The organism is Streptomyces sp. PA03-6a (assembly GCF_033792765.1).
Taxonomy (GTDB): Bacteria; Actinomycetota; Actinomycetes; order Streptomycetales; family Streptomycetaceae; genus Actinacidiphila.
Genome location: NZ_JARAVK010000017.1, coordinates 21,170 through 44,308 on the forward strand (window position 1 = coordinate 21,170; position 23,139 = coordinate 44,308).

Below are 23,139 nucleotides of genomic sequence, written 5' to 3' on the forward strand. Positions count from 1 at the left end.
CTGACGCCTCGTCAGATGTCAGGCCTTCGGGGCCTCCTGGTCCGCGCCCTGTTCGGCGATGGACTTGCGGACCTCGTCCATGTCCAGGTCGCGGGCCTGCTTGATCAGGTCCTCGAACGCGGGTGCGGGCAGCGCGCCGGGCTGGGAGAAGATGGCCACCTTGTCGCGGATGATCATCAGCGTCGGGATGGACTGGATCTGGAACGCGGCGGCCAGCTCGGGCTGCGCCTCCGTGTCGACCTTGCCGAACACGAGGTCGGTGTTCTTCTCCGCGGCCGACTCGTAGACGGGGGCGAACATCCGGCACGGGCCGCACCAGGACGCCCAGAAGTCGATCAGGACGAAATCGTTGTTGCCCACGACCTCGTCGAAGTTGTCCTTGGTGAGCTCAACAGTGCTCATGCTTCCCTTACCTGCTTCCGGGTGCCGTCGGTCGGGACCCACTGACCGTAACCGAGGGCAGCGCTGCGCTATTCCGAACGCCGTCCTCCCGGCGCGTCCCCCCGCCGCCCCGCGGAACGGGATGCAGGGAGCCGGGCGGGGCCGGATGCTGGAGGGAGCGGGGACGTCCGTCGCCCCCGCCGGTCAGACGCGGGGGCGACCCACGGGAGCGGCCGATGGTGACGACGATGCACGCCGTACGGGCGCATCGGCGCGGCGGGCCCGAACAGCTCCGCTACGAGACCGTGCCCCGCCCCGAGCCGGACGCGGGTGAGGCGCTGGTGGCGGTGCGGGCGGCCTCCGTGACGGCCGGGGAGCTCGGCTGGGACGCGACCTGGACCGACAGCTTCGACGGCTCGGGCCGCGACCGCACCCCCACGATCCCCTCGCACGAGGTCTCCGGCGTGGTCGCCGAGGTGGGCCCCGGGGTGATCACCCCGAGGGTAGGGGACGCCGTCTACGCACTGATCCCCTTCGTCCACGACGGTGCCGCGGCCGAGTTCGTCACCCTCCCCGCGGGCATCCTCGCCGCCAAGCCCCGGCGTCTCGACCACGACGCGGCCGCCTCGGTCCCGCTCGCCGCGCTCACCGTCTGGCAGGCGCTCGCCCGGCACGCAGGGGTCACCCCGGGCCGGCACGTGCTGGTCCACGGCGCGGCGGGAGGCGTCGGCTCCTTCGCCGTCCAGATCGCCGCCGCGCTCGGCGCGCGGGTCACGGCGACCGCCGCCGCGCGCGACGCGGGATTCGTCGCCGGACTGGGCGCGGAGCGGGTCGTCGACTACGCCGCCGGCCGCTTCGAGGACGAGGTGGCGGACGTGGACGTCGTCTTCGACGCCGTCGGCGGCGCCACGCAGGACCGCTCCTGGTCGGTGCTGCGTCCCGGCGGGCTGCTGGTGAGCATCGTGTCCCCGCCGGACGAGGAGAGCGCCCGCGCGCACGGTGCCCGCGGCGTCTTCTTCGTCGTCGAGCCGGACCGGACGGGCCTGGAGGCGGTCTCCCGGCTCATCGACGGCGGCAAGCTCACCCCGCGGGTCGACCGCGTGGTGCCGCTCGCGGAGACCCGCGCCGCCTACGAGGCGCTGGAGCACGAGCACCGCCGCGGCAAGGTCGTCATCCACGTCGCCGACGGGGCCTGACCGCCCGCGGCGGGAGAGGGCCTACGGGACGACCGTCACCGGCCAGCGGCCCGCCTTGACCAGCCGCACCGCCACCGAGCCCACGAGCCGGTGCCCGGCCTTCTCGGAGGCGCCGACCACGACCGCGTCGGCCTTGAGCTCGTCGGAGGCCTGGGACAGCCCGCTGAACGGGTCGCCCGTGAAGGTGTGGAACTCCCAGCGCAGGCTGGACACCGACTGGAAGCGTGAAGCGGCCTTCTCTATCTCCGCCTTGAGCTCGTCGGCGATCTCGGCGGTCGCCTCCGCGACCGGGGCGCCGAAGGCGGCCCCCGCCGCCAGGACCGGCTGCACGTACACGATCGCCAGCAGCGCCCTCTGGCGCCGCGCCAGCCCCGCCGCGTACGCCGCGGCGCGCCACGACGACTCCGATCCGTCCAGTCCCGCCACGATCACCTTGGGACCGTCCGTGCCCCGCTCGAAAGCCGCCTTGTCGCTCACGTTCCGAGCCTACTTGCGGGACTGCCGCGCGCGCCGCACCGGACGCGGGGAATCCGCGCCCGCGGCGAGATGACCGTCCACCAGCCGCTGCAGCGCGGAGGTGAAGACCGCCCGTTCGTCCTGCGGAAGGGCCGCCAGCAGGTCGCCGTGGACGCGGGCGGTGATATCCCTGCCGAGGGCGACGCGCTCCCGGCCCGCCTCGGTGACGGTGATGATGCGGGCCCGGCGGTCCGTGGGGGAGGGGTGCCGCTCGGCGAGGCCGGCCCGCTCCAGCTCGTCCATGGTGACCACCATCGTGGTCTTGTCCTGCTGGGAGACCTCGGCCAGTTGAGCCTGCGTCAGCTCCCCGGGGAGCGCGTGCAGCAGCACGCAGTACCCGCGGGGGGTGAGCCCGACCTCGGCCAGCGCCGCCGCCAGCCGGTTCGTCATGGCGTGGCTGGCGTACTGCAGCAGCCCGGTGAAGTCGGGCGCGGAAACCGTGGGACCCATGGTCCGAGCCTAGCAAAAAGGTCCGTTACCGAATCATCGGTGACACGAACGATCCGGCGGGTAAATCGTTCGGCCGCGGGGGCCCGCATGCCTACCATGGGACGGCATGAACCTCCCGTCCCGTCACCACGACGTCCCCGGCAAGCCCTCCCTCGAGGGGCTCGAAGCGAAATGGTCGCGGCGCTGGGACGAGTCGGGCGTACACCGCTTCGACCGGTCGCGGCCGCGCGAGGAGATCTTCTCCATCGACACCCCGCCGCCCACGGCCAGCGGATCGCTCCACATCGGCCACGTCTTCTCGTACACCCACACCGACACCGTCGCCCGCTACCGGCGCATGCGCGGGCAGACCGTCTTCTACCCCATGGGCTGGGACGACAACGGCCTGCCCACCGAGCGCCGGGTCCAGAACCACTACGGGGTCCGCTGCGACCCCTCGCTCCCGTACGACCCCGGTTTCACCCCGCCCGAGCGTCCCGGCAGTCACCAGCAGTCCGTCTCGCGGCGGAACTTCATCGAACTGTGCGAGGCCCTCACCGCAGAGGACGAGAAGGCGTTCGAGCAACTCTGGCGCCGCCTGGGCCTGTCGGTCGACTGGACGCTCACCTACCAGACCGTCGGCGCCCGTTCGCGCGCCGCCTCCCAGCGCGCCTTCCTGCGCAACCTGGCGCGCGGCGAGGCCTACCCGGCCGAGGCACCCACCCTGTGGGACACCACCTTCCGCACCGCCGTCGCCCAGGCGGAACTGGAGGACCGCGAACGGCCCGGCGCCTACCACCGGCTGGCCTTCCACCGCCCCGGCGGCGGCCGGGTCGTCGTCGCCACCACCCGGCCGGAACTCCTCCCCGCCTGCGTCGCCCTGGTCGCGCACCCCGACGACGAGCGCTACCGGGAGCTGATCGGCACGAGCGTCACGACCCCGGTCTTCGGCGTCGAGGTCCCCGTCCGCGCCCACCGGCTGGCCGACCCGGACAAGGGCACCGGCATCGCCATGATCTGCACCTTCGGCGACACCACCGACGTCACCTGGTGGCGCGAACTCCGGCTGCCCACCCGCCCGGTCCTCGGCCGCGACGGACGCTTCCTGCCCGCGCCGCCGGCCGCCCTGCGGACGGCGCAGGCCCGTGAGGCGTACGGAGAGCTGGCCGGCGCCACCGCGCACACCGGCCGCGAGCGGCTGGTGGGGATGCTGCGCGAGCGCGGCGACCTGGAGGGCGAGCCCGAACCGGTCGTCCACGCCGTCAAGTACTACGAGAAGGGCGACCGGCCGCTGGAGATCGTCACCACGCGCCAGTGGTACCTGCGCAACGGCGGCCGCGACGAGGCCCTGCGCGAGCGGCTGCTGGAGCGGGGCCGCGAACTGCGCTGGCACCCGGAGCACATGCGCGTCCGCTACGAGAGCTGGGTCGAAGGGCTCAACGGCGACTGGCTGATCAGCCGCCAGCGGTACTTCGGCGTCCCCGTCCCCGTCTGGTACCCGCTCGACGAGGCCGGCGAGCCCGTCCACGACACGCCGCTGGTCCCCGACGAGTCGGCGCTGCCCGTCGACCCCGGCACCGACGTCCCCGACGGCTACCGCGAGGAGCAGCGCGGCGCGCCCGGCGGGTTCACCGGTGACCCGGACGTCATGGACACCTGGGCGACGTCGTCGCTCACCCCGCAGATCGCCGCCGGATGGGGCACCGACGACGAACTGTTCGCCAAGGTCTTCCCGATGGACCTGCGGCCGCAGGCCCACGAGATCATCCGCACCTGGCTGTTCGGCAGCATCGTCCGCGCCCACGCCGAGCAGGGCGTCCTGCCGTGGCGGCACGCCGCGATCTCCGGCTGGATCCTCGATCCGGACCGCAAGAAGATGTCCAAGTCCCGGGGCAAGGCGGTCACCCCGGGCGACCTGCTGGAGCAGCACGGCTCCGACGCCGTCCGCTACTGGGCGGCCGCCGCCCGGCCGGGCACGGACACCGCCTTCGACACCGGGCAGATGAAGATCGGCCGCCGCCTGGCCACCAAGGTCCTCAACGTCGGGCGCTTCGTCGTCACCTCCGGCGCGGTCACCTCCGGCGCGGTCGTGGACGGCGCCGCACCGGCGGTCGCCGCACCGCTGGACCGCGCCCTCCTCGCGGGCCTCGCGTCGACCGTCCGCGCCGTCACCGACGCCCTGGAGGAGTTCGACCACGCCCGCGCCCTGGAACGCGTGGAGTCCTTCTTCTGGGACTTCTGCGACGACTACGTCGAACTGGTCAAGGGCCGCGCGTACGACGGCGACCCCTCCGCCCTCGCGACGCTGTCCACCGCCCTGTCGGTCCTGCTGCGGCTGTTCGCGCCCTTCCTGCCCTTCGTCACCGAGGAGGTCTGGTCGTGGTGGCGCGAGGGCTCGGTCCACCGCGCCGACTGGCCCGACGCGGACGCCCTGCGGGCGCTCGCCGGCGACGGCGACCCCCGCGTCCTGGCCACCGCCCGCGACGCGATCACCGCGGTCCGCAAGGCCAAGTCCGAGGCACGGCTGTCGATGCGGGCGGAGGTCGCCCGGCTCGTCGTCACCGGCCCGGCCCCGCAGCTGGCGCTCCTCGCCCAGGCCGAGGACGACGTCCGCGCCGCGGCCCGCGCGGCGGCGGTGGAACGCCTCCCGGCGGCCGGCGACGCCCTGGCGTACGAGGTGCGCTTCCCGGACTCGCCCTGAACGCCCGCGACATGCCGGGCCCGCCCGCCCCGCCCGCGCCCGGAGCCGGTAGATTGCGCCCGTCATGGGACCGGTGAGCGGTGTGGGGCGGGTGGATCGGTGAACGACAGAACGGGCCGGTGGGGACTGGCGGCCGGGGCGGGGCTGTTCACAGCGCTGGCGGTGGCCGGATGCTCGGGGGAGGGCGGCACGTCCTCCGCACCACCCGAGCCGTCGGCCCCGGCCACGGTGTCGCCCTCGCAGTCACCGTCGCCGTCGGCGTCGCCCTCGGTCTCCGCCTCCCCCACGCGGTCCGCGTCCCCTGCGCGCTCCGCGCCCCGGCCCGGGCGGACGGCGGCGCCGCCGCGCCCCACCCAGGGCGGGACGGCCGGCCGCGGGCACGGGTCCGGAACGACGATCGAGCAGAACCCCAAGGGCTACGGAACGCCGGTGCCGCGCACACCGCCGACACCGGACTGGACGCCGGCCACCGGTTTCCCCACCGACGCCGTCGAGGTGCCGATGCCCACGCAACTCGGCTGACGGACCCCCGCGGCGGGCCTCAGGGCAGCGGCTGCGGAGGGCGCGGGCCCACGTAGTGCCCGCTCGGGCGCATGCGCAGTGGGGGTTCCTCGTACTCCTCCAGGGCGTGGGCGATCCAGCCCGCCGTCCGGGCGACCGCGAAGACCGTCTCACCGGCTTCGGGGACCATGCCGGCGGAGACGGAGAGCACCGCCAGGGCGAGGTCGACGTTGGGGTGGACCGGGGTGTGACGGGCCGTCGTGGCGGCCACCTCGCGGGCGGCGGTCAGCGCCCGCTCCGCGTACGGGACGTCCTCGAGCAGCCGGAGGAGCATGACCGCGCGCGGGTCCTCGGCCCGGTAGAGGCGGTGGCCGAGCCCCGGCACACGGCGGCCCGCGCGCAGGTGGTCGGCGACGACGGCCGCCGCGCTGCCGCGGTCGAGGACCTCGGCCAGCATGCGGTGGGCGAGGCCGCTCGCGGCCCCGTGCAGCGGGCCGTCGAGGGCCCCGAGGCCGGCCGAGACCACGGCGTACGGATGCGCGCGGGCGGAGGCGGCCACGCGCACGGCGAGCGTCGAGGCGGCCAGGTCGTGGTCGATGAGCAGGACGAGCGCCGCGTCCAGCGCGCGCAGTGACGCGTCGTCGGCCGGGCGGCCGGACAGCCGCGACCACAGCCGCCAGGCCAGCCGGCCCTCGCCCCGGTGCGAGGTGCCTGCCGCGGGCAGAGCCCGGACCAGCGTGGGGATGAGGCCCCGGGCGGCGCCGAGCACGGCCTCGGGGGAGAGGTCGAACCGGAGCGGGTCCGCCACGGCCGCCGCGACGGCGGTCGCCCGCAGCCGGTCCATCGGGCCGCTGTGCCCGGGCAGCACCCCGACCGCCCGCCGGGCGGCCTGCAGCGCCTGCGGTGGCGCGGTGAAACGCACCCCGGAACGCAGGACGCCGGTCCACAGCCACTCCGCCACCTCCTCGTACCCGTACCGCTCGGCCAGGGCCGTCGCGTCGACCCCGCGGAAGTAGTAGCGGTCCCCGTCGATGAGGGTGATCGCGGTGCGCACGGGGCCCGTGCCGTCGTCCTCGGGGGGCGGCTGCGCCGCGCGCCGGTTGCGGCGCACGAGGGCGTCGACCTCCCCGGGGTCGAAGGTGCTGCCGCGCCCGCCGGGGGCGCGCCGGCTGCTCAGCAGGCCGCGGCTGACGTAGGCGTACACCGTCTCCGGCTTGACCCCGAGCCGCCCGGCCGCCTCGCGGGTGCTCAGCCGTTCCTCCGTCGTCATGACTCCATCCCATCACACATTGATCCAATCAATATTGACGGGGATTGAATCAATGATGGATGGTCGAGTCAACGCCGAGTCGTCGAAGCAGCACCGGAGGACCACCGTGACCGTCATGCCCGTCACCCCCGACGTACCCCGCGGCCTGAAGGGAGTCGTCGTCACCGAGACCGCGCTCGGCGACGTCCGCGGCACCGAGGGCTTCTACCACTACCGTCAGTACTCGGCCGTCGACCTGGCGCAGAGCCGCACCTTCGAGGACGTCTGGCACCTGATGCTGCTCGGCACGCTGCCCGACGCCGCCGGGCGCGCAGCCTTCGCCCGGCGCGTCGCCCCGCTGCGCCGGCTGCCCGCCGCCGTCCGCGACGCGCTGCCGGCCGTCGCCCGCTCCGGAGCGCTCAGCGGCCCGCTCGCCGGGCTGCGCTCGGCGCTGTCCCTGCTGGGGGCGGCCGAGGGGTTCCGCCCGCTGTACGACGTCGACCCGGAGCGGCGGCTGTCCGACGCGCTCGCCGCGACCGCCGCCGTGCCCACGCTGCTGACCGCCCTGTACCGGCTGGGCCAGGGCCTGGAGCCGGTGGAACCGCGCGACGACCTGCCGTTCGCGGCCAACTACCTGTACATGCTGACCGGCGAGGAGCCCGACCCGGCCCGCGCCCGGGCCGTCGAGCGCTACCTGATCTCCACCGTGGACCACGGCTTCAACGCGTCCACCTTCACCGCCCGCGTCATCGCCTCGACCGGCGCCGACCTCGCCGCCTGCCTCACCGGCGCCGTCGGCGCGCTGTCCGGCCCGCTGCACGGCGGCGCCCCGAGCCGGGCCCTGGACACCCTGGACGCCATCGGCACCCCGGACCGCATCGGCCCGTGGATCCGTGAACGCGTCCTGGCGGGCGACCGCATCATGGGGTTCGGCCACCCCGTCTACCGCACCGAGGACCCCCGTTCCCGGATGCTCAAGGAGATCGCCCGGTCCTTCGGCGGCCCGCTCGTCGACCTCGCCGTCCAGGTGGAGGCGCGGGTCGAGGCGATCCTCGCCGAGCTGAAGCCCGGCCGCGAACTCCACGCCAACGTCGAGTTCTACGCCGGCGTCGTCATGGAGCTGTGCGGCCTGCCGCGCGAGATGTTCACCCCCACCTTCGCCTGCGCCCGTGTCGTGGGCTGGTGCGCCAACGTCCTGGAGCAGGCCGAGGACAGCAAGATCATCCGTCCGGCCGCCCGCTACGTCGGCCCGGTGCCTCCCCAGCCGGTGCCGTCGACCTGAGGGGTCCGCGGGCCCGTCAGAGCGCCGAGGGGTGTTCCAGCAGGAGGTAGTCGCCGTCCTCGCCCGTGCGGTGGTAGCCGGCGCCCTCGTAGAGGCGGAGGGCCGGATTGACGCGGTGGACACCGAGCGCCAGCGTCCCGTGGCCGGCCGCGCGGGCCTGCGCGGCGAACGCGTCGAGGAGGAGTCGGCCGAAGCCGCGGCGCCGCAGGGTGGGCACCACGTGCAGGCCGACCAGCAGGGCCTTGCCGTCGTCCGCCGGCATCCACATCATCGAGCCGCCCGGCCCGCCGCCGGCCTCCAGCACGAGGGTGCGGTCCAGGCACTCCACCCACAGGCCGAGGTTGAGGTCGATCGCCTCGGTCCAGGCCGCCTCGGCGGCGGGTTCCACGGTACGGATGTAGTCGCGTTCCCACCGCAGGAGGTGCGGCAGGTCCGTGGGCCGCGCGGGGCGGGTGACGGCCGTCGGGCCGGGGCTGCTGGGCACGGTGGTCACCGTAACGCCCCTGCCGCGCCCGCCGGCGGCCGGGCCGCCGCTACTCCCGGGCGGCCGGCTTGCGGTCGACCGGCGTGACCGGGGTGACGGTCTCCTCCATGGTGCGGCGGGGGCCGGACCAGGGGGCGGGGACCGCGTCGAAGAGGTAGGCGAAACGGTAGGCGAGTTCCTCGTAGTTGACCCGCCAGCCGCGGAAGTGCGGCCACGCCTCCTCGGGGGTGCGCTCCAGCGGGTAGCCGTTGGCCGCGGCGTGGGCGACCGCCGCGGCGAACTCCTCGTACGGCAGCCTGATGGTCGCGTTGGGCGAGGGGTCGGCGTCGTACGGGATCCGCCAGATCGCGGCGATGTCGCGCAGGCAGACGAAGCCGGCCCGCAGGGCGAGCCGGGCCTCGGCCTGCGGGCGCCCGGGGTTGAGGGCGAGTTGCATGGCGGCGGCGTCCATGACGGCGAGCAGCGCGATCAGCCAGCTGCGGTCGGGCTGCGGCGAGCGGAACCGGCTGAGCACCGTGTAACTGGTGTGGCTCTCGCTCACTTCCGCCGCCCACCGCTCCCAGTTGCGGAACAGCTCGGTGAGACTGTCGGTGAGCCCGATCTGGGCGTAGCGGGCGAGGATCTCCGGCCCCCAGGGCGGGTTGCCCGCCCGGGCCTGCAGCAGGGTCACCTCCGCCTCGCGGCGCGAGTAGGCGGCGTACAGGGTCGGCAGGTAGCCGATCTGGAGGCCGATGGTGATCGGGCCGGTCGCGGCGGCGATGAAGTCGATCACCGTGAGGTCGACGTGGTGGCTGCTGGCGAAGCCCAGCGTGAACAGCGACGACCCCGCCTCCCGCAGCGCGTCGAGCGGGGCGAGGTCGCTGACCGCCGCCTGCAGCATGGCGTAGCCCGCCCAGAACGCGACCAGCCAGCCGATCAGGTTGGCGAGGATGGACACCGCGGCCACCGGGACGAGGACCCGGTCCTTGGCCTCCGGCGTCCGGCAGCGGTCCGCGACGAACTGGAAGGGCAGGTGGACCGCCGCGTGCACCAGGCGGGTGAAGCTGGACCGGGTCGGCCGCGGGATCACCAGCGTGCGCAGCACCGAGGAGAAGGTCCCGGCGACGACCAGCGCCCCGACGAGACCGATCAGGACGCGCACTGGACTTCCCTCCCCGGACGGTTCACAGCACCCGCCGGCGGACCAGCGCGGCCAGCACCAGCACACCGGGGAGCAGGGGCAACCATACGGTGACGATGCGGTACGCCAGCACCGCGGAGGTCGCCGCCACCCCGGTGGCGCCCGCGGTGACCAGCGCCAGGACCAGGGCCACGTCCAGCGAGCCGATTCCGCCCGGGGTCGGCAGCAGGGCCGCCGCCGCGCTGCCCGCCAGGTACGCCACCGCGACGTGCGCGGCCGGCACCGGTGCGTGCAGCGACCGTACGACCGCGACCAGCACCGCGGCGTGCATCACCGGGAAGGCCAGGGAACCCGCCCACAGCGCCGCCACCCGCGCGGAACGGCCGTGCACCGCGCGGACGTCGGTGGCGACCGTGCCGAGGAACGAGCGGACGGTGCGGCGGACGTGGCGCACCGACAGCAGGACCACCAGGACCAGGCAGAGCGCCGCGCCGGCCACGAGGGCGACGGTGGGACCGGGCCGCCCGGGTGCGACCTTGCGCAGGTCGAGGGCGTGCGGGAAGGTCGCGAACAGGACCACGAGCAGCCCGATGCGCACCACGCAGGCCGCCAGCGCCCGCACGGTCAGCGCGGCCGCCGAACGACTGGGGGAGAGGCCGCAGCGCAGCAGGAAGCGCAGGTTGACGGCGTTGCCGCCGACGCCCGCCGGGAGGATGTGGTTGGCCGCGGACGCGGCGAACTGGGTGGCCAGCAGGCGCCCCGTGGGCAGTTGCTCCAGCACGGCGCCCTGCTGGGCGGCCGCCGAGCACACCCAGGCGAGCAGCGTCGCGGCCCCGGCCGCCAGCAGCCACTCGGCGTCGGCGGAACCCAGCCGGTCGGTACCGGCGTCCACCATCGGCCACTGCCGCAGGACGATCAGGGCCACCAGCAACAGCGGTGCCACACCGACGATCTGACGTACTGGGAGGCGCCGCCACATGCCGTTCGTGCCCTTCCGGTCGCCGCGGTCGCCCGCTGCCGTGAGGTGCTCCCCGGCGCAGCCCCGGCCGTACCTACGCACGACCATACGGTGCGGCGACCCGTAGCGCTCATCCGGCGGCGCGTCCGGCCGCCCCGTGGTACGGGGCGGGACCGGACGGCGCCCCCGGCGCGCGGGACGGCCTACAGCTCCAGGAGGCCGCCCTGGTCGTCCACGCGGTCGGCCGACTCGTCGTCGAACCAGACCGCGCCGGTGGCGAGGTAGCGGAAGCGGTGCACGCCCGCCGGGAGGATCACCGACACCGTGCGGGTGCCGTCGCGGCGGGGGACGAGGGTGTGCCGGCCGGGCTCCCAGCCGTTGAAGTCGCCGACCACGCTCACGGTGCCGGGCGGGTGGTCGACGGGGAGGGCGAAGGTGATCCGCGTCTTGCGGCCGAACAGCTTGCTGCGCCTGAGCATGGGCTCTCCCTGCGGGGCGGACGAGGGACGGAGGACACGTGCGGTGCTCGGGTGCCCCACATTCTTCCGGTGCCCCGGGGAAAGTCACATACCGACTGGTCGGTGTTACGGGCTATCGTGACCCCGGACGACGTTGGTACGTACGCGGAGGGAGTCGCGGTGCGCGCGATCCAGATCACCGAATTCGGCGGGCCGGAGGTGCTGCGGCAGGTCGAGCTGCCCGATCCCGTGCCGGGGCCGGGGCAACTGCTGGTCGAGGTCTCCTCGGCGGGGGTGAACTACGCCGACACGCACTTGGTGGAGAACTCCTACCTCTCCAAGGCCACCCTGCCCCTCGTGCCCGGCGCCGAGGTGGTCGGCCGCACCGCCGGCGGCCGCCGCGTGGTCGCCCTGACCGACAACGGCGGCTACGCCCAGAAGGCCGTCGCCGAGGAGTACCTCGCCCACGACGTGCCCGAGGGCGTCACCGACGGCCAGGCCCTCGCCCTGGTCGTCCAGGGCCTCACCGCCTGGCACCTGCTGCGCACCTCGGCCCGCATGGCCGAGGGCGAGTCGGTGGTCGTGCACGCCGCCGCGGGCGGCACCGGCTCGCTCGCCGTGCAGCTCGCCAAGGAGTTCGGCGCGGGACGGGTCATCGCCACCGCCTCCTCCAAGGACAAGCGCGACCTCGCGCTGGAGCTCGGCGCGGACGTCGCGATCGAGGCGGACCCCACGGACGCCGCGGGACTGAAGGAGCGGCTCGTCGAGGCCAACGGCGGCAAGAAGGTCGACATCGTGCTGGAGATGACCGGCGGCCCGGTCTTCGACGCCTCGCTGGCCGCGCTCGCCCCCTTCGGCCGCCTGGTGACGTACGGACTCGCCTCCCGCGTCCCCCCGACCCCGGTGCAGGCCGCGCAGCTCATGGGCCGCTCCCGGGCCGTCGTCGGCTTCTGGCTGATGCACTGCCTGGGGCGCCCCGGCATGTACCGCGAGCCGATGGCCGACCTGCTGGCCATGACCGCCGACGGACGGCTGAAGCCGCAGGAGGGCGGCAGGTACCCGCTCTCCGAGGTCACCCGCGCCCACGAGGACCTGCGGGCCCGCCGTACTTACGGCAAGCTCACGCTCGACCCGGCAGGCTGATCGCTCCGGGCCGGCCGCGCCTGTGCCCCCGCCGTTCGCGTTCCGGCGGAGGCACAATCGACAGCGGAGCACGAAGCCGCGGCCGGCGGCCCGGAGGAACGGGAGGGGCCATGGACAGGACCCGCTTCGCCCCCGACCGGGGGCTGACCACCCGCATGGTGGTCACCATGTTCATGATCGGGCTGCTGTACGTCGTGTTCGTGGGCGTCCTGCTGGCCCTGCTGCGCGGTGCCTGGCCACTGATCCTGATCGTCGCGGGCGGGCTGTTCATCGCCCAGTTCTGGTTCAGCGACCGGATCGCCGCCTTCAGCATGGGCGCCCGCGAGGTCACGCCCGAGCAGGCCCCCGAACTGCACGGAGTCGTCGACCGGATCTGCGCCCTGGCCGACATGCCCAAACCCCGCGTCGCGATCGCCGACAGCGACGTCCCCAACGCGTTCGCCACCGGACGCAACGAGAAGGCGGCCCTGGTGTGCGCCACCACCGGCCTGCTGCGCCGGCTGGAGCCCGAGGAGCTGGAGGGCGTCATCGCCCACGAACTCTCCCACGTCGCCCACCGCGACGTGGCGGTCATGACGATCGCCTCCTTCCTGGGCGTCCTCGCCGGGGTGGTCACCCGCATCGGACTGTGGGGCGGCCTCGGCCGCAACAGCCGCGACCCCGGCACCGCGATCGTGGTCATCCTGATCCCGCTGGTCAGCGCGCTCGTGTACTGCGTCAGCTTCCTGCTGACCCGGATGCTGTCCCGCTACCGCGAGCTGTCCGCCGACCGCTCCGCCGCGCTGCTCACCGGGCGGCCCTCCGTCCTGGCCTCGGCGCTGACCAAGGTCTCCGGGCAGATGGCCCGCATCCCCACCGAGGACCTGCGCAAGGCCGAGCCCTTCAACGCCTTCTACTTCGTCCCGGCCCTCGCCGGCGGCCAGAGCCTGGCCCAGCTGCTGTCCACGCATCCCACGCTGGAGCAGCGGCTGGCGCAGCTCGGCCGGATCTCCGTCGAGCTGGGACGGCGCTGATGGGGTTCCTGGACGCGCTGCTCGGCCGCAGCAAGCCCGTCAGACCCGACCTGGACCAGCTGTTCGGGCTCCCCTCAGCGGCGGTGACCCTGGAGGCCGCAGCCGGCTTCCGGCCCACCGGCGTGGGCTCGGTGTGCTTCGCCGCCGTGGAGGGCGGCGCGTTCGCCGAGGTCCAGCAGGACGTGCGGGCGCTCCTCGACATGGACACCGGCCGGGGCGCCGTGCCGGTGGAGTCCGTCCGCGACGCGTACGGGTACACATGGCTGGTCGTCCGCCGTCCGGCCGAGGACCTGGCGGTCCTTGTCGGCGACCTCCACGCGGTCAACTCGGCCCTGGAGGGGCACGGCTTCGGCCCCCAGCTGCTCTGCTCCCTGGCCGCCTTCCGCGATGACGCCGGGCGGTCGCTGGCACTGGTCTACCTCTACAAACGAGGCTCGTTCTACCCGTTCGCCCCGCTTCCGGGGGAGAAGCGCGACAACCCCCTGGAGCTCCAGGTCAAGGCCCTGCTCGGGAACGACCTCCGCCTCGAGGAGGACCTGGGCCGCTGGTTCCCCCTCTGGGGCGCGCCGGGTCTGGGGGGCTGAAGGGCAGGCGGTTCTCACCTCCAGGGCTGCACGTCCACCACGGCCTCGACCGCCACGGGCCCCTGCACATGCGGGAACTCCTCGATGCCGGGCCGGGCCGGGTCCAGGGTCCGGCCGCGGCGCTGTGGGCCGCCGGTGGTGAAGACGCCGATGCCGTTGGCGACGAGGCGTTCCGTGCCGCCCGCCGGGTGGTTGCGGACCTTGACGCGGGACGCGCCGGGGGCGCGGGTGACGAGGGTGGAGGAGCCGCCGCCGTCGAGGTTGACGGCGGCCTGGGCGCCGATGCCGGACATCAGGGAGGCGAGTTCGCGGACCGTGAGGCCGGCGCCCGACTCGGCCTTCCCGTCCAGCGCCAGCAGGTACATCACGTGCCCGTCGTCGCCGAAGCCCGCCGCGGTGCGGGTCGCCGTGACGCCGTTCTCCAGGCCGACCAGGGGGTAGCCGTCGCGCAGGATCGGGTAGCCCCCGACGGCGAAGCTGTACCCGCCGCCGTACGCGGAGGCCGCCAGGCGCTGCTGCACGTCGACCGCGTCGCCGGGCTCCAGCAGGCGCAGCGCCTCCGCCCCCGCCTCGCGGCCGACGAGGACCACCGCGTCGGGCGGGATCTCGCCCTCTCCCGGGCCCTCGCCGACGGCCACCACCTCGCCCCGGCTGACCATGACCTCGTAGGTGTCGTCGCTGCAGGGCGCTGCGCGCCTGGTGTCGTCGCCGCAGCCGGCGCGGAGCCGGGAGGCGCTGCCCCAGTCCGAGGTGTACAGGCCGACGCCGCCGACCGGGAGCGCGTACTGGTTGAGGCCGGCGAGCGGCACCGTGCCCGCCTCGAAGCTGACCGAGCCGGCCAGCCGGAGCCGGTCGAGCCGGGCGATCCGGTCGGTGCCGACCGCGAGGACGTCCTCGGTGGTCGCGCCGGGCGGCAGCTTGGGGCCGAAGCGCTGGGCCGGCGGCACCGCCGACTTCAGGGCCCGTCCCGCGGCGACCGCCGGGCCGACCGCGGCACCGGTCGCGGGCACCCCGGGGTGCTGGGCCTCGCTCATGTTGAAGAAGTCGGCGTTGATGCCGCCCACCGCGCCCGCGGCGTCGGCGAGCCCCGAGACCGTGCCGCGTCCGGCGACGACACCGGGGTGCAGCAGGTCCACCGTGACGCCGGGCGTGCGCAGGTCCACCGTCAGCAGGTGCCCGCGGGCCGTGCCGTGGGCTCCCCGGTAGGTGAACGTCCGGTAGTCCACGCCCGAGGCGAGCCGGGTGGTCGCGCCGTAGCGCAGCCCGTCCCCGGCGACCGCGGCGGCGGCCCCGCCGGCGCCGCCGAGCACGGCGCTCCACGCCAGCGTCGCGGAGATCGCCAGGCGCACCCGGCGGGGTCGTCGAGTCACGTCGCTCCAGCCCGAAAACCGATTATCTGACGAAAGGTCAATGGTTGCCCGGACCGGCTGGGTTGTCGCACCACCACGCCGCGCGTGACGGGGAATCCGACTCGATACGGTGAAAAGCGGGCAGGAGGGGATCTGCAGGGGGTCTACCGGGGCGCCCCCTGCCGCTCCTGCTGCTCCTGCCGCTCCAGCCGTCTCAGCCGGGGAAGGCGTAGACCGTGGCCGCCTGCGCCGCGGGCTCGACGGCGCCTTCGGGGGTGAGCTCGACGTCGATGAACGCCAGCCGCCGCCCGAGCTTGGTGACACGCGCCGTGACCAGGACGTCGGTCCCCATGACCGCCCGCTGGAAGGTCGTGGACTGCTGGATGGTCGTCATCGGCCCGTAGCCCCCGCGGGCCGCGGACACCGCGATCACCGTCGCCGTGTCGGCGGCGGCCATCAGCGCCTGGCCCGACAGCGCGCCGCCCTCCCGGGCGAGCCGGTCCGACCAGGGCAGCCGCAGCACGGCGTGCCGCTCCCCGGTCTCCTCGACGGAGAGCCCCAGGTCCTGCACCCAGGGCGCGAAGTTGTCGGCCAGGACCTTGTCCGCCTCGGCGGTGGTGATCGTCACGGCGGACATTCTGACCCACCGTCGGGGGCGCGCACCAGGGCGCGACGAGGCCCGGGCGCGTGCCCGCCGCGCACACATGCCGTTGTGGGTATATAGCTTGAGGAGTATGTTGGGGAACGTGTCCATACCCTTCGACGTGCTGGCCGAGCCGACGCGACGGCGGATCCTCGATCTGCTCCTGGAGCGCCCCCGCCTCGTCGGCGAGCTCACCGAGCACCTCGGCCTCAGCCAGCCCGGTACGTCCAAGCACCTGCGCGTGCTCCGTGAGGCGGGCCTGGTCCGGGTGCGTGCCGAGGCGCAGCGGCGCTGGTACGAGCTGAGCCCCGAGCCCCTGCGGGAGGTCGACGCCTGGCTGGCGCCCTACCGCAGGCTGTGGGGCACCGGCCTGGACGCGCTGGAGCGGCACCTGGACGCCATGCCCGACGAGATGGAGGAGCCATGACCACGGACACCGGCGAGACGCTGACCACCGCGGACGGCCGGACCGCGCTGCGGATGGAGAGGCGGCTCGCGCACCCGCCGGAGAAGGTGTGGCGGGCCCTGACCGAGCCGGGGCACCTGTCGAAGTGGTTCCCCTCCGACGTGGAGATGGAGCCGCGGGTGGGCGGCAAGGTGCGCTTCCCCTTCCGGCACGGCGAGGGCGAGGCCATGGACGGCGAGGTCACCGAGTGGGACCCGCCGCACGTCGTCGCCTACACCTGGGGCGAGGACCTGCTGCGCTGGGAGCTGGTGCCGGAGTCCCTGGGCTCGGTGCTGACCCTGACCCACACCTTCGGCGACCGCCCCGGCGCCGCCAGCTTCGCCGCGGGCTGGGACGCCTGCATCGCCGGCATCGACCCCGAGCTGGAGGGCGAGCCGGTGCCCGGGCCGGGCGACATGAAGGCGGCCCACGAGCGCTACGTCAAGGAGTTCGGGCTCGACCACGGCACCGTGGAGGAGCTGCCGGTCGGCTGGAAGGTCCGCTTCGAGCGGCAGCTGACCCAGCCCGCGGCCACGGTGTGGAAGACCCTGCTCGGCGGGGTGTCCGCGCCCGAGGTGGGCGGACCCGTGCCGCGCGGCTTCGTCGTGGGCGACTTCGCCCCCGGACCGGTGAGCGAACTGCGCCCGAAGGAGGCGCTCGCCTACCCCTGGGACCTCCACGGCCGCCACGAGGGCACCGTGCGCTGGGAGCTGACCCGCGGCACCGGGCACGGCGCGCGACTGGTCCTCACCCAGACCGGCGTCCCCGAGGTGCCCCCCGCCCTGGCGCTGGACGTCTGGCGGGACCGCGTCGAGAGCCTCGCGGCGAAGCTGGCCGCGATGCCCCGCTGACCGGTGGACGGCACGGCGCCCGGCCTCACAGCCGGCCCCGTGCCTCCTCCAGGAACTCCCGGGTGGGGCCCGCGGGCAGGGCCTGGGCGCTCATCCGGTCCAGGGCCTCGCGGAACCGCGAGACGTCCTCGCGTTCGTCGAGGTAGACGGCGCCGATCAGGCTCTCCGCGTACGCGATGTCCGGCAGTTCCGGCAGCGGGAAGCGGAAGATGTGGAACGGGCCGTACATCGCCGGGTGCGGCCCCGACGCGAAGGGCAGCACCTGCAGTCGCACCTGGGGCATCCCGCACGCCTCGATCAGGCGGTCGATCTGCAGGCGCATCACCTCGGGGCCGCCGATGGGGCGGCGCAGCACCGTCTCGTCCATCACGACCCACAGCAGCGGCGGGTCGTCGCGGGTGAGCAGCGCCTGCCGTTGCATGCGCAGCGCGACGCCGCGCTCGATCTCCTCCCGCGAGGCGTGCGGCCGCCCCGCGCGCAGCACGGCCTCCGCGTACTGCGGGGTCTGCAGCAGCCCCGGGACGTAGTGCGGTTCGTAGGCGCGGATCAGCTCGGCGGCGCCCTCCAGGCTGACGAAGGCGCTGAACCACTCGGGGAGCACGTCACGGAAGCGGTGCCACCAGCCGGGACGGTTGGCCTCGCGGGCCAGTTCCAGGAAGTTGGCGATCTCGGCGGGCTCGGTGACGCCGTAGGTGAGGAGCAGTTTCTCCACGTACGGGATGCGCAGGCCCACCTCGGCCTTCTCGATGCGGCGGACCGTGGCGTGGGTGACGTCCAGGGCGCGGGCCGCCTGCTCGTAGGAGAGGCCGGCCCTCTCGCGGAGGTCCTGGAGGCGTCTGCCGAGCACCACCCGCAGCACGGTGGGAGCACTTGCCGCCCGGGCTTCAGTCACGGTCCATCCCCTCCAACACCGCTGATCCCCGCGTAGTTTGTCATGACGTCAGGGCCTGGCACAGCATGTTGGGGACGCTTTGCAATGTGCAGAACGCACCGTACCGCGGCGGCCCGGAGGCAGGCGGGCCCACGTCCAGCCGGCCACCGCCCCGGCCCCGGACTCGGCCCCGGTTTCACGCGGGGCCGGGGCCGGGGTTTCGGCGCGGGACGCGGCTCACCAACCGGGGTGGCGATCCCACCGGGACCGCTGCCCGGCGTCGGGTTCCGGATCGGACGCCTCCCGTCCGCCCTTGTCGATCCGGGCTCCGGCGGCCGCCGCCGGGGCGGTGAGAGCGTGGACCGCCGACTGGAGTTCGGGGTGCGCGTGGAGGTGCCAGCCACCGGTCAGCGCCCGGCGCAGGTCCCGCAACGCGCTCTGCGCGTCGGTGCCCTTGGCCAGGTGGCTGTAGACGGCGGCGACGGCCGGGGTGCGGCTCTGCCCGGCATGGCAGTGGAGCAGGACCCGCTTGCCCTCCTGGCGCAGCCGTAGCACCTGGCGGGCGGCCTGGTCCACGACGTGGTGGAGGTTGGCGTTCGCTCCCTCACTGTCGACCAGCCAGACGCGTACCTGCTCGACGTCGGGTGTGCCGGGCAGGAGCGGGTCCGAACCGACGCGGCAGAGCGAGACCACGGCGTCGACGTCGACCGGCTCCGTGCCCTGGGCCAGGGCCAGGTTGCCCAGGATCACCCCGTCGTCGTGCGGGTGGGGGATGGCGAAGCCGGGGTGGCCACCGTCCGGCAAGCGCGGCGCCGAGGGCCAGCCGGCGTCGTCGTCGTTCCCGCCCCGGGCGGTGAGCACGGCCAGCCGGACCAGGTCGGCACCCGTGAGCCCCGGCCAGCCGTAGACGGCCTGCTGCCACTCCAGAGGGATGCCGGAGCAGCCCCAGCGCGCGCCGAGCAGGGCGCCCGCGATCGCCGCGACGGTGTCGGTGTCCGTTCCGGCGCGTACCGCCGCCTCCAGCGCGAGGCGCAGGTGCCGGGCGGGGAAGCCGCCTTCGGCAGGGTTCAGTTCGGGAACGGCGGTGCGGGTGATGGCCGACCAGGCGGCCTGGAGCGCGTGGACGACCCAGCCGTTGTTGCCGAAGTGGTGCGGCGGATGGGCCTCCGCCGCGTCAAGGCGCTTCGCCCACGTCTCCCGGCGCTCGGGCGGGAGCAGGGCCAGGCCGTCGCGCACGCCGTCGAAGGTGCCGTACAGCACCGCGGTGCGGATGCCGGAGCACCACAGCACGCAGGCGTCGGCGCAGTCGGGGTCGGGGTGGGTGAGCGCGCCGACGGCGATGGCGGCCTCGGCCATCGCGGCGGGGTCACCGAGGTGTGCGAGGGCGACGATCCCGGTCCGCATCAACGAGCCGTTCCCGGCGCTGCGCGCGTTGCCGGCGGTGTACTCGCGGGCGGCCTCCCGCATCGCCGTGCCCGCCGACCCGGGGGCGCGGGCGGCGGTGCTCAGGACGAGGCTGGTCTGGTTGCCGACGTCGCTGGCGCCTTCGCTCAGCCAGCCCTGGAAGTTGGCGGCGATCGCGTCCAGGGCCTCCGGGTCGCGCAGATCCGCTCCGGTCGCCGCGACCTGGGCGATGCAGACCTGCATCTGGGTGTCGTCGGAGTACTCGCCCGGCTCGTACGGACCGAGGCCGCCGCCGATCATCCGCGGCTGTTGATCCTCACTCAGCGTCGCCTTGAACTCGTACGGCACACCCAGCGCGTCGCCCACGGCCGCGCCGAGCAACACCCCGGCGGCCCGGTCGGCGGCCCGCGCGTCCAGGTGGGGATGGGGTGTGGGGGCGTGGGCCATGGGCGTCCTCCAGGTGATCCGGCGGCACGTGCGGGACGGGCCGAACGGCGGGTGCGGAGCGAGCGCCGTCCTGGCCGGATACACCGGATACAGCGGTTCCGGGGCATCCCGGGGACTGCCGGTTCAGGACGGATCTCCGGCGTGATGCCGCGTCAGCCTGGCACGAGGAGCCACTTATCGTCAATGGGACGCTATGGAGGCCGGGAGGTGGCCGGAGTGGTTCCCGCAGGTGTGGCGGCGACGGGTCGGACATCTGGCCTGACGGTCCGTCGGGCCGGTCGGCCGAGCCGAACGCGAGGGGTGACCGTGGACCGTCGCTGGTCAGCGCCGTGTCCCGGGCCCGAGGCGTGGTCCGCTGCGGGGAGGGTCACGGATGAGCGGCCCGGGCCGAGTTGGGGGCGGAGTCGGATCTTCCATAGGATCCGCCAATGATCACAAGCAAACGGCTGGCGGTGGGGCTGTGCGGCCTCGCGGCCACCCTCGCCACCGCGCTCTTCCCGGCCGCGGCGCCGGCCGCCGCGGACGACGGGCCGGAGACCGCGCACGAGGCCCCGAAGGTCGAGCTCGTGCTCGACGTCAGCGGCTCGATGCGGGCCAACGACATCGACGGCAGGTCCCGCATGTCGGCGGCCAAGCAGGCGTTCAACGAGGTCATCGACGCCGTACCGGACGAGGTCCGGCTCGGCATACGCACCCTCGGCGCCAACTACCCCGGCAAGGACAAGGTGGTCGGCTGCAAGGACACCGAGGCCCTCTACCCGGTCGGCAGCGTCGACCGCACCGAGGCCAAGACCGCGGTCGCCACCCTCGCCCCCACCGGTTGGACGCCGATCGGCCCCGCCCTGCAGGCCGCGGGCAAGGACCTCGCGGGCGGTGACGGCACCCGCCGGATCGTGCTCATCACCGACGGCGAGGACACCTGCCAGCCGCTCGACCCGTGCGAGGTCGCGCGTGAACTCGCCGCCGAGGGCACCCACCTGGTCGTCGACACCCTCGGCCTGGTGCCCAACACCAAGATCCGCGAGCAGCTGAGCTGCATCGCCGAGGCGACCGGCGGTACCTACACCGCCGTCGACCACGCCGACCAGCTCTCCGACCGCATCAAGCAACTCGTCGACCGCTCCGCCGACAACGTGGTCGTCACCCCCACCGTGACCCAGGGTGCCGACCGTTGCGCCGACGCCCCGCTGCTCGGGGCCGGCGTCTACAGCGACCGCGAGGCGTTCACCGAGCACCGCTGGTACCGGGTGAGCGTCACCGACGGCCAGGAACTGCGCGCCTCCGTCAGCGTCGGTGCCGACCGCGCCGTCAACCGCGACTACGGCGTCCTCGTACGGGCCGTCACCTCCGGCGGCCGGGAACTCGTCCGCGGCTCGGAAGCGGGCAGCGGGCGCACCGACGTCATCTCCTCCGGTCTGCGCTACGCCTGGCCGGAGCGCGACGACGACGCCGCCGCGGCCGCCCGCACCGTGTGCATCGAGGTCAGCAACTCCTTCTCCGCCCCGGACGCCGTGAAGCGCACCCCCGGCCTGCCGCTCGAGCTCAGCGTCGACCTGGTCTCCTCGCCCGACGAGCCGTCCGACGTCGCCTCCTTCGGCCTGGGCCGCGGCTGGTGGCTGCTGGCCCTGCTGGTCGTGACCGGCCTCGTCGCCGGTGTGCTGTGGGGCTGGATCTCGCGCTGGCGCGTCGCCGTCTGGAGGACCAACTGATGCGTACCATCCGAACGGCGCGCCGGGCGGCCGCCGTACTGCTCGCGGGCACGGCCCTGTTCGCCGCCGGAGCGGGCACCGCCGCCGCGGACGACGCCACGCCCAGCCCGGGTGCGAGCGGCACGGGGACCACCGAGGAGACCGTCCAGCCCGGCACCGGTTTCCGGACCGCAGGGAACCTCCGGCCGGGGGTGCGGACCGTCCCGGCCAGCGCCTCCACCGGCGACTACCTGTACTGGGTGTTCCCGGCCGCGGTGGGCGAGGTGCCCACGGTCTCCGCGACGGTCGGCCTGCCGGAGTCCGCGAGCCGGCACGGCGACCAGACCTGGCAGCTCGACGTCTACGACGGCCTGCGCCGCCGTCAGGCGTGCACCGCGGGCAAGCCGACCAGGACGGCGTCCGCGCAGGACACCCAGCTGGAGCTGAGCTGCCGGCTGCGCACCGTCCGTGCGTGGTCCGAGGCATGGGCCGACGACCCGCTCCCGGGCGCGTACTACATCCGCCTGACCGTGCTGCGGCTCCCGGACGAGGACCTCGGCCTGCCGGTCCAGGCACAGGTCGGCACCACCTCGACGGACGCGGGCGGCTCCAAGGCCGTCGACGGCGAACTCGCCGCCCCGCTCACCCCCGTCGCCAAGGCCGGGGCCACCCTCGACCCCAACGCCGTGCCGTCCGTCTCCGCCACGGAGGAGTCCGACGAGGCGGCGGACGACGGGGCCGACCCGAGCGCCTCGCCGGTGCCGGCCGGGCTGGCCCAGCCCGAGGACGGCTGGGGCGGCGGCTGGTGGTCCGACCGCTGGATCTGGACCGCGGCCGGGGGCGTGCTGGGCGCGCTCGCGGGCATCGGCGGTTACAGCCTCACCCGTGGACGGGGACGCCCCCGCCCGGTCGCGTAACCAGGACGTCCGGCGGCGCGCCGGTACGGTCCCGCACCGCGGGACCGTACCGGCGCGCCGTGCCATCCGGCCGTCCTAGCCGGCCGTGGGCGGACGGGAGTCCGCCGCGGCGCGCAGCAGTGCCGCCGTCTGCGGGTACGGGCCGTGCTCGGCCCATGCCAGCGGCGTGAGCCCCGTGCCCCGGTCCTCGCGCAGGCGGGGATCGGCACCCTGGGCGAGGAGCCGGCGCACCGTCTCGGTGTGTCCCCAGCACGCGGCCCCGCACAGGGGTGTGCCCTCGTCCCCGTGGCCGCTCTCGGTGTCGGGCAGGGCCCCCGCCGTGAGCAGCAGCCCCACCACGTCCGCCGCGCCGTGGACCGACGCCGCGTACAGCGGTGTCGTGCCGTCCGCGTCCGGGAGTTCGGGGGAGGCGCCGCGCCGCAGGAGCCGGCGCACGGTCCCGGTCTCACCGTTCCCCGCGGCCCACACGAGGGCTCGGCTCAGCTTCTTGCGGCGTCTGCGGTTCACGA

The 23,139-nt window shown here is 74.6% G+C and carries 24 protein-coding genes; 11 read left to right on the plus strand and 13 right to left on the minus strand.

From position 1 onward, the window contains the following. Positions 1-18: 18 nt before the first annotated feature. Positions 19-402: a thioredoxin gene (gene trxA / locus PV350_RS06755; protein ID WP_499515391.1), complete on the minus strand. Its 384-nt coding sequence runs from the start codon at positions 400-402 to the stop codon at positions 19-21. 215 nt (positions 403-617) lie between these two features. On the opposite strand from trxA, the gene PV350_RS06760 reads away from it, so the two are divergent. Beyond that, on the plus strand, positions 618-1,577 hold the full coding sequence (locus PV350_RS06760) for an NADP-dependent oxidoreductase (RefSeq protein ID WP_500333127.1): 960 nt from the start codon (positions 618-620) through the stop codon (positions 1,575-1,577). A 21-nt stretch (positions 1,578-1,598) separates the two neighbouring features. Here PV350_RS06760 and PV350_RS06765 read toward each other — a convergent pair whose 3' ends face one another. Beyond that, positions 1,599-2,054, minus strand: coding sequence for a universal stress protein (locus PV350_RS06765; protein WP_499515393.1), 456 nt, complete (start codon positions 2,052-2,054; stop codon positions 1,599-1,601). Positions 2,055-2,063: 9 nt separating this feature from the next. Beyond that, positions 2,064-2,543, minus strand: a complete 480-nt coding sequence (locus PV350_RS06770; protein ID WP_500333128.1) for a MarR family winged helix-turn-helix transcriptional regulator — start codon at positions 2,541-2,543, stop codon at positions 2,064-2,066. Between the two features lie 106 nt (positions 2,544-2,649). On the opposite strand from PV350_RS06770, the gene valS reads away from it, so the two are divergent. Then, positions 2,650-5,223, plus strand: a complete 2,574-nt coding sequence (valS, locus tag PV350_RS06775) for a valine--tRNA ligase (RefSeq protein WP_500333129.1) — start codon at positions 2,650-2,652, stop codon at positions 5,221-5,223. Positions 5,224-5,322: 99 nt separating this feature from the next. Then, positions 5,323-5,745, plus strand: coding sequence for a hypothetical protein (locus PV350_RS06780; RefSeq protein ID WP_499515396.1), 423 nt, complete (start codon positions 5,323-5,325; stop codon positions 5,743-5,745). A 19-nt stretch (positions 5,746-5,764) separates the two neighbouring features. Here the strand turns inward: PV350_RS06780 and PV350_RS06785 are convergent, their stop codons facing one another. Beyond that, positions 5,765-6,994, minus strand: a complete 1,230-nt coding sequence (locus PV350_RS06785; protein ID WP_500333130.1) for a citrate/2-methylcitrate synthase — start codon at positions 6,992-6,994, stop codon at positions 5,765-5,767. A 115-nt stretch (positions 6,995-7,109) separates the two neighbouring features. Here PV350_RS06785 and PV350_RS06790 point away from each other — a divergent pair, with 115 nt between their 5' ends. Next, on the plus strand, positions 7,110-8,255 hold the full coding sequence (locus tag PV350_RS06790) for a citrate synthase (RefSeq protein ID WP_500333149.1): 1,146 nt from the start codon (positions 7,110-7,112) through the stop codon (positions 8,253-8,255). A gap of 16 nt (positions 8,256-8,271) precedes the next feature. Here PV350_RS06790 and PV350_RS06795 read toward each other — a convergent pair whose 3' ends face one another. The 4 genes from PV350_RS06795 to PV350_RS06810 form a co-directional block, all read right to left on the minus strand. Then, on the minus strand, positions 8,272-8,739 hold the full coding sequence (locus PV350_RS06795) for a GNAT family N-acetyltransferase (RefSeq protein ID WP_500333131.1): 468 nt from the start codon (positions 8,737-8,739) through the stop codon (positions 8,272-8,274). 49 nt (positions 8,740-8,788) lie between these two features. Beyond that, entirely contained in the window at positions 8,789-9,880 is a 1,092-nt protein-coding gene (locus PV350_RS06800; RefSeq protein WP_500333132.1) for a hypothetical protein, read from the minus strand. 22 nt (positions 9,881-9,902) lie between these two features. Then, on the minus strand, positions 9,903-10,925 hold the full coding sequence (locus tag PV350_RS06805) for a lysylphosphatidylglycerol synthase transmembrane domain-containing protein (RefSeq protein ID WP_499515400.1): 1,023 nt from the start codon (positions 10,923-10,925) through the stop codon (positions 9,903-9,905). Between the two features lie 95 nt (positions 10,926-11,020). Beyond that, the gene (locus tag PV350_RS06810) at positions 11,021-11,296 is read right to left on the minus strand and encodes an isoamylase early set domain-containing protein (protein ID WP_499515401.1); all 276 of its coding nucleotides are present in this window, start codon (positions 11,294-11,296) and stop codon (positions 11,021-11,023) included. A gap of 159 nt (positions 11,297-11,455) precedes the next feature. Between PV350_RS06810 and PV350_RS06815 the strand changes: the two genes are divergently transcribed. The 3 genes from PV350_RS06815 to pspAB all read left to right on the plus strand — a co-directional run bounded on the left by PV350_RS06815 (position 11,456) and on the right by pspAB (position 14,015). Next, positions 11,456-12,418 carry a quinone oxidoreductase family protein gene (locus PV350_RS06815; protein WP_500333133.1) on the plus strand — a complete coding sequence of 321 codons (963 nt, stop codon included), beginning with the start codon at positions 11,456-11,458 and terminating at the stop codon, positions 12,416-12,418. Between the two features lie 110 nt (positions 12,419-12,528). Next, the gene (gene htpX / locus PV350_RS06820; RefSeq protein ID WP_499515403.1) at positions 12,529-13,431 is read left to right on the plus strand and encodes a zinc metalloprotease HtpX; all 903 of its coding nucleotides are present in this window, start codon (positions 12,529-12,531) and stop codon (positions 13,429-13,431) included. After that, on the plus strand, positions 13,431-14,015 hold the full coding sequence (gene pspAB, locus PV350_RS06825) for a PspA-associated protein PspAB (protein ID WP_500333134.1): 585 nt from the start codon (positions 13,431-13,433) through the stop codon (positions 14,013-14,015). Before htpX ends, pspAB begins: the two co-directional genes overlap by 1 nt. Before the next feature lie 14 nt (positions 14,016-14,029). On the opposite strand, the gene PV350_RS06830 is transcribed toward pspAB, so the two are convergent. Both PV350_RS06830 and PV350_RS06835 read right to left on the minus strand, forming a co-directional pair. Then, the gene (locus PV350_RS06830) at positions 14,030-15,385 is read right to left on the minus strand and encodes a phosphodiester glycosidase family protein (RefSeq protein ID WP_500333135.1); all 1,356 of its coding nucleotides are present in this window, start codon (positions 15,383-15,385) and stop codon (positions 14,030-14,032) included. A 193-nt stretch (positions 15,386-15,578) separates the two neighbouring features. Further along, complete coding sequence (locus tag PV350_RS06835) at positions 15,579-15,992, minus strand: PaaI family thioesterase (RefSeq protein WP_500333136.1); 414 nt, start codon at positions 15,990-15,992, stop codon at positions 15,579-15,581. Positions 15,993-16,110: 118 nt separating this feature from the next. Here PV350_RS06835 and PV350_RS06840 point away from each other — a divergent pair, with 118 nt between their 5' ends. Both PV350_RS06840 and PV350_RS06845 read left to right on the plus strand, forming a co-directional pair. After that, the gene (locus PV350_RS06840; RefSeq protein WP_499515407.1) at positions 16,111-16,434 is read left to right on the plus strand and encodes an ArsR/SmtB family transcription factor; all 324 of its coding nucleotides are present in this window, start codon (positions 16,111-16,113) and stop codon (positions 16,432-16,434) included. Then, positions 16,431-17,303, plus strand: coding sequence for an SRPBCC family protein (locus PV350_RS06845; RefSeq protein ID WP_499515408.1), 873 nt, complete (start codon positions 16,431-16,433; stop codon positions 17,301-17,303). Before PV350_RS06840 ends, PV350_RS06845 begins: the two co-directional genes overlap by 4 nt. Before the next feature lie 25 nt (positions 17,304-17,328). Here the strand turns inward: PV350_RS06845 and PV350_RS06850 are convergent, their stop codons facing one another. Next, a complete protein-coding gene (locus PV350_RS06850; protein ID WP_499515409.1) occupies positions 17,329-18,195 on the minus strand; it encodes a Sco1979 family transcriptional regulator in 867 nt (288 codons plus the stop codon). A gap of 216 nt (positions 18,196-18,411) precedes the next feature. Then, complete coding sequence (locus tag PV350_RS06855) at positions 18,412-20,025, minus strand: ADP-ribosylglycohydrolase family protein (protein WP_500333137.1); 1,614 nt, start codon at positions 20,023-20,025, stop codon at positions 18,412-18,414. Positions 20,026-20,453: 428 nt separating this feature from the next. On the opposite strand from PV350_RS06855, the gene PV350_RS06860 reads away from it, so the two are divergent. Continuing rightward, complete coding sequence (locus tag PV350_RS06860) at positions 20,454-21,734, plus strand: VWA domain-containing protein (RefSeq protein ID WP_500333138.1); 1,281 nt, start codon at positions 20,454-20,456, stop codon at positions 21,732-21,734. Beyond that, positions 21,734-22,630, plus strand: coding sequence for a hypothetical protein (locus PV350_RS06865; RefSeq protein ID WP_500333139.1), 897 nt, complete (start codon positions 21,734-21,736; stop codon positions 22,628-22,630). Before PV350_RS06860 ends, PV350_RS06865 begins: the two co-directional genes overlap by 1 nt. Before the next feature lie 75 nt (positions 22,631-22,705). Here PV350_RS06865 and PV350_RS06870 read toward each other — a convergent pair whose 3' ends face one another. Then, a complete protein-coding gene (locus tag PV350_RS06870) occupies positions 22,706-23,137 on the minus strand; it encodes an ankyrin repeat domain-containing protein (RefSeq protein ID WP_500333140.1) in 432 nt (143 codons plus the stop codon). Between the last annotated feature and the right edge of the window lie 2 nt (positions 23,138-23,139).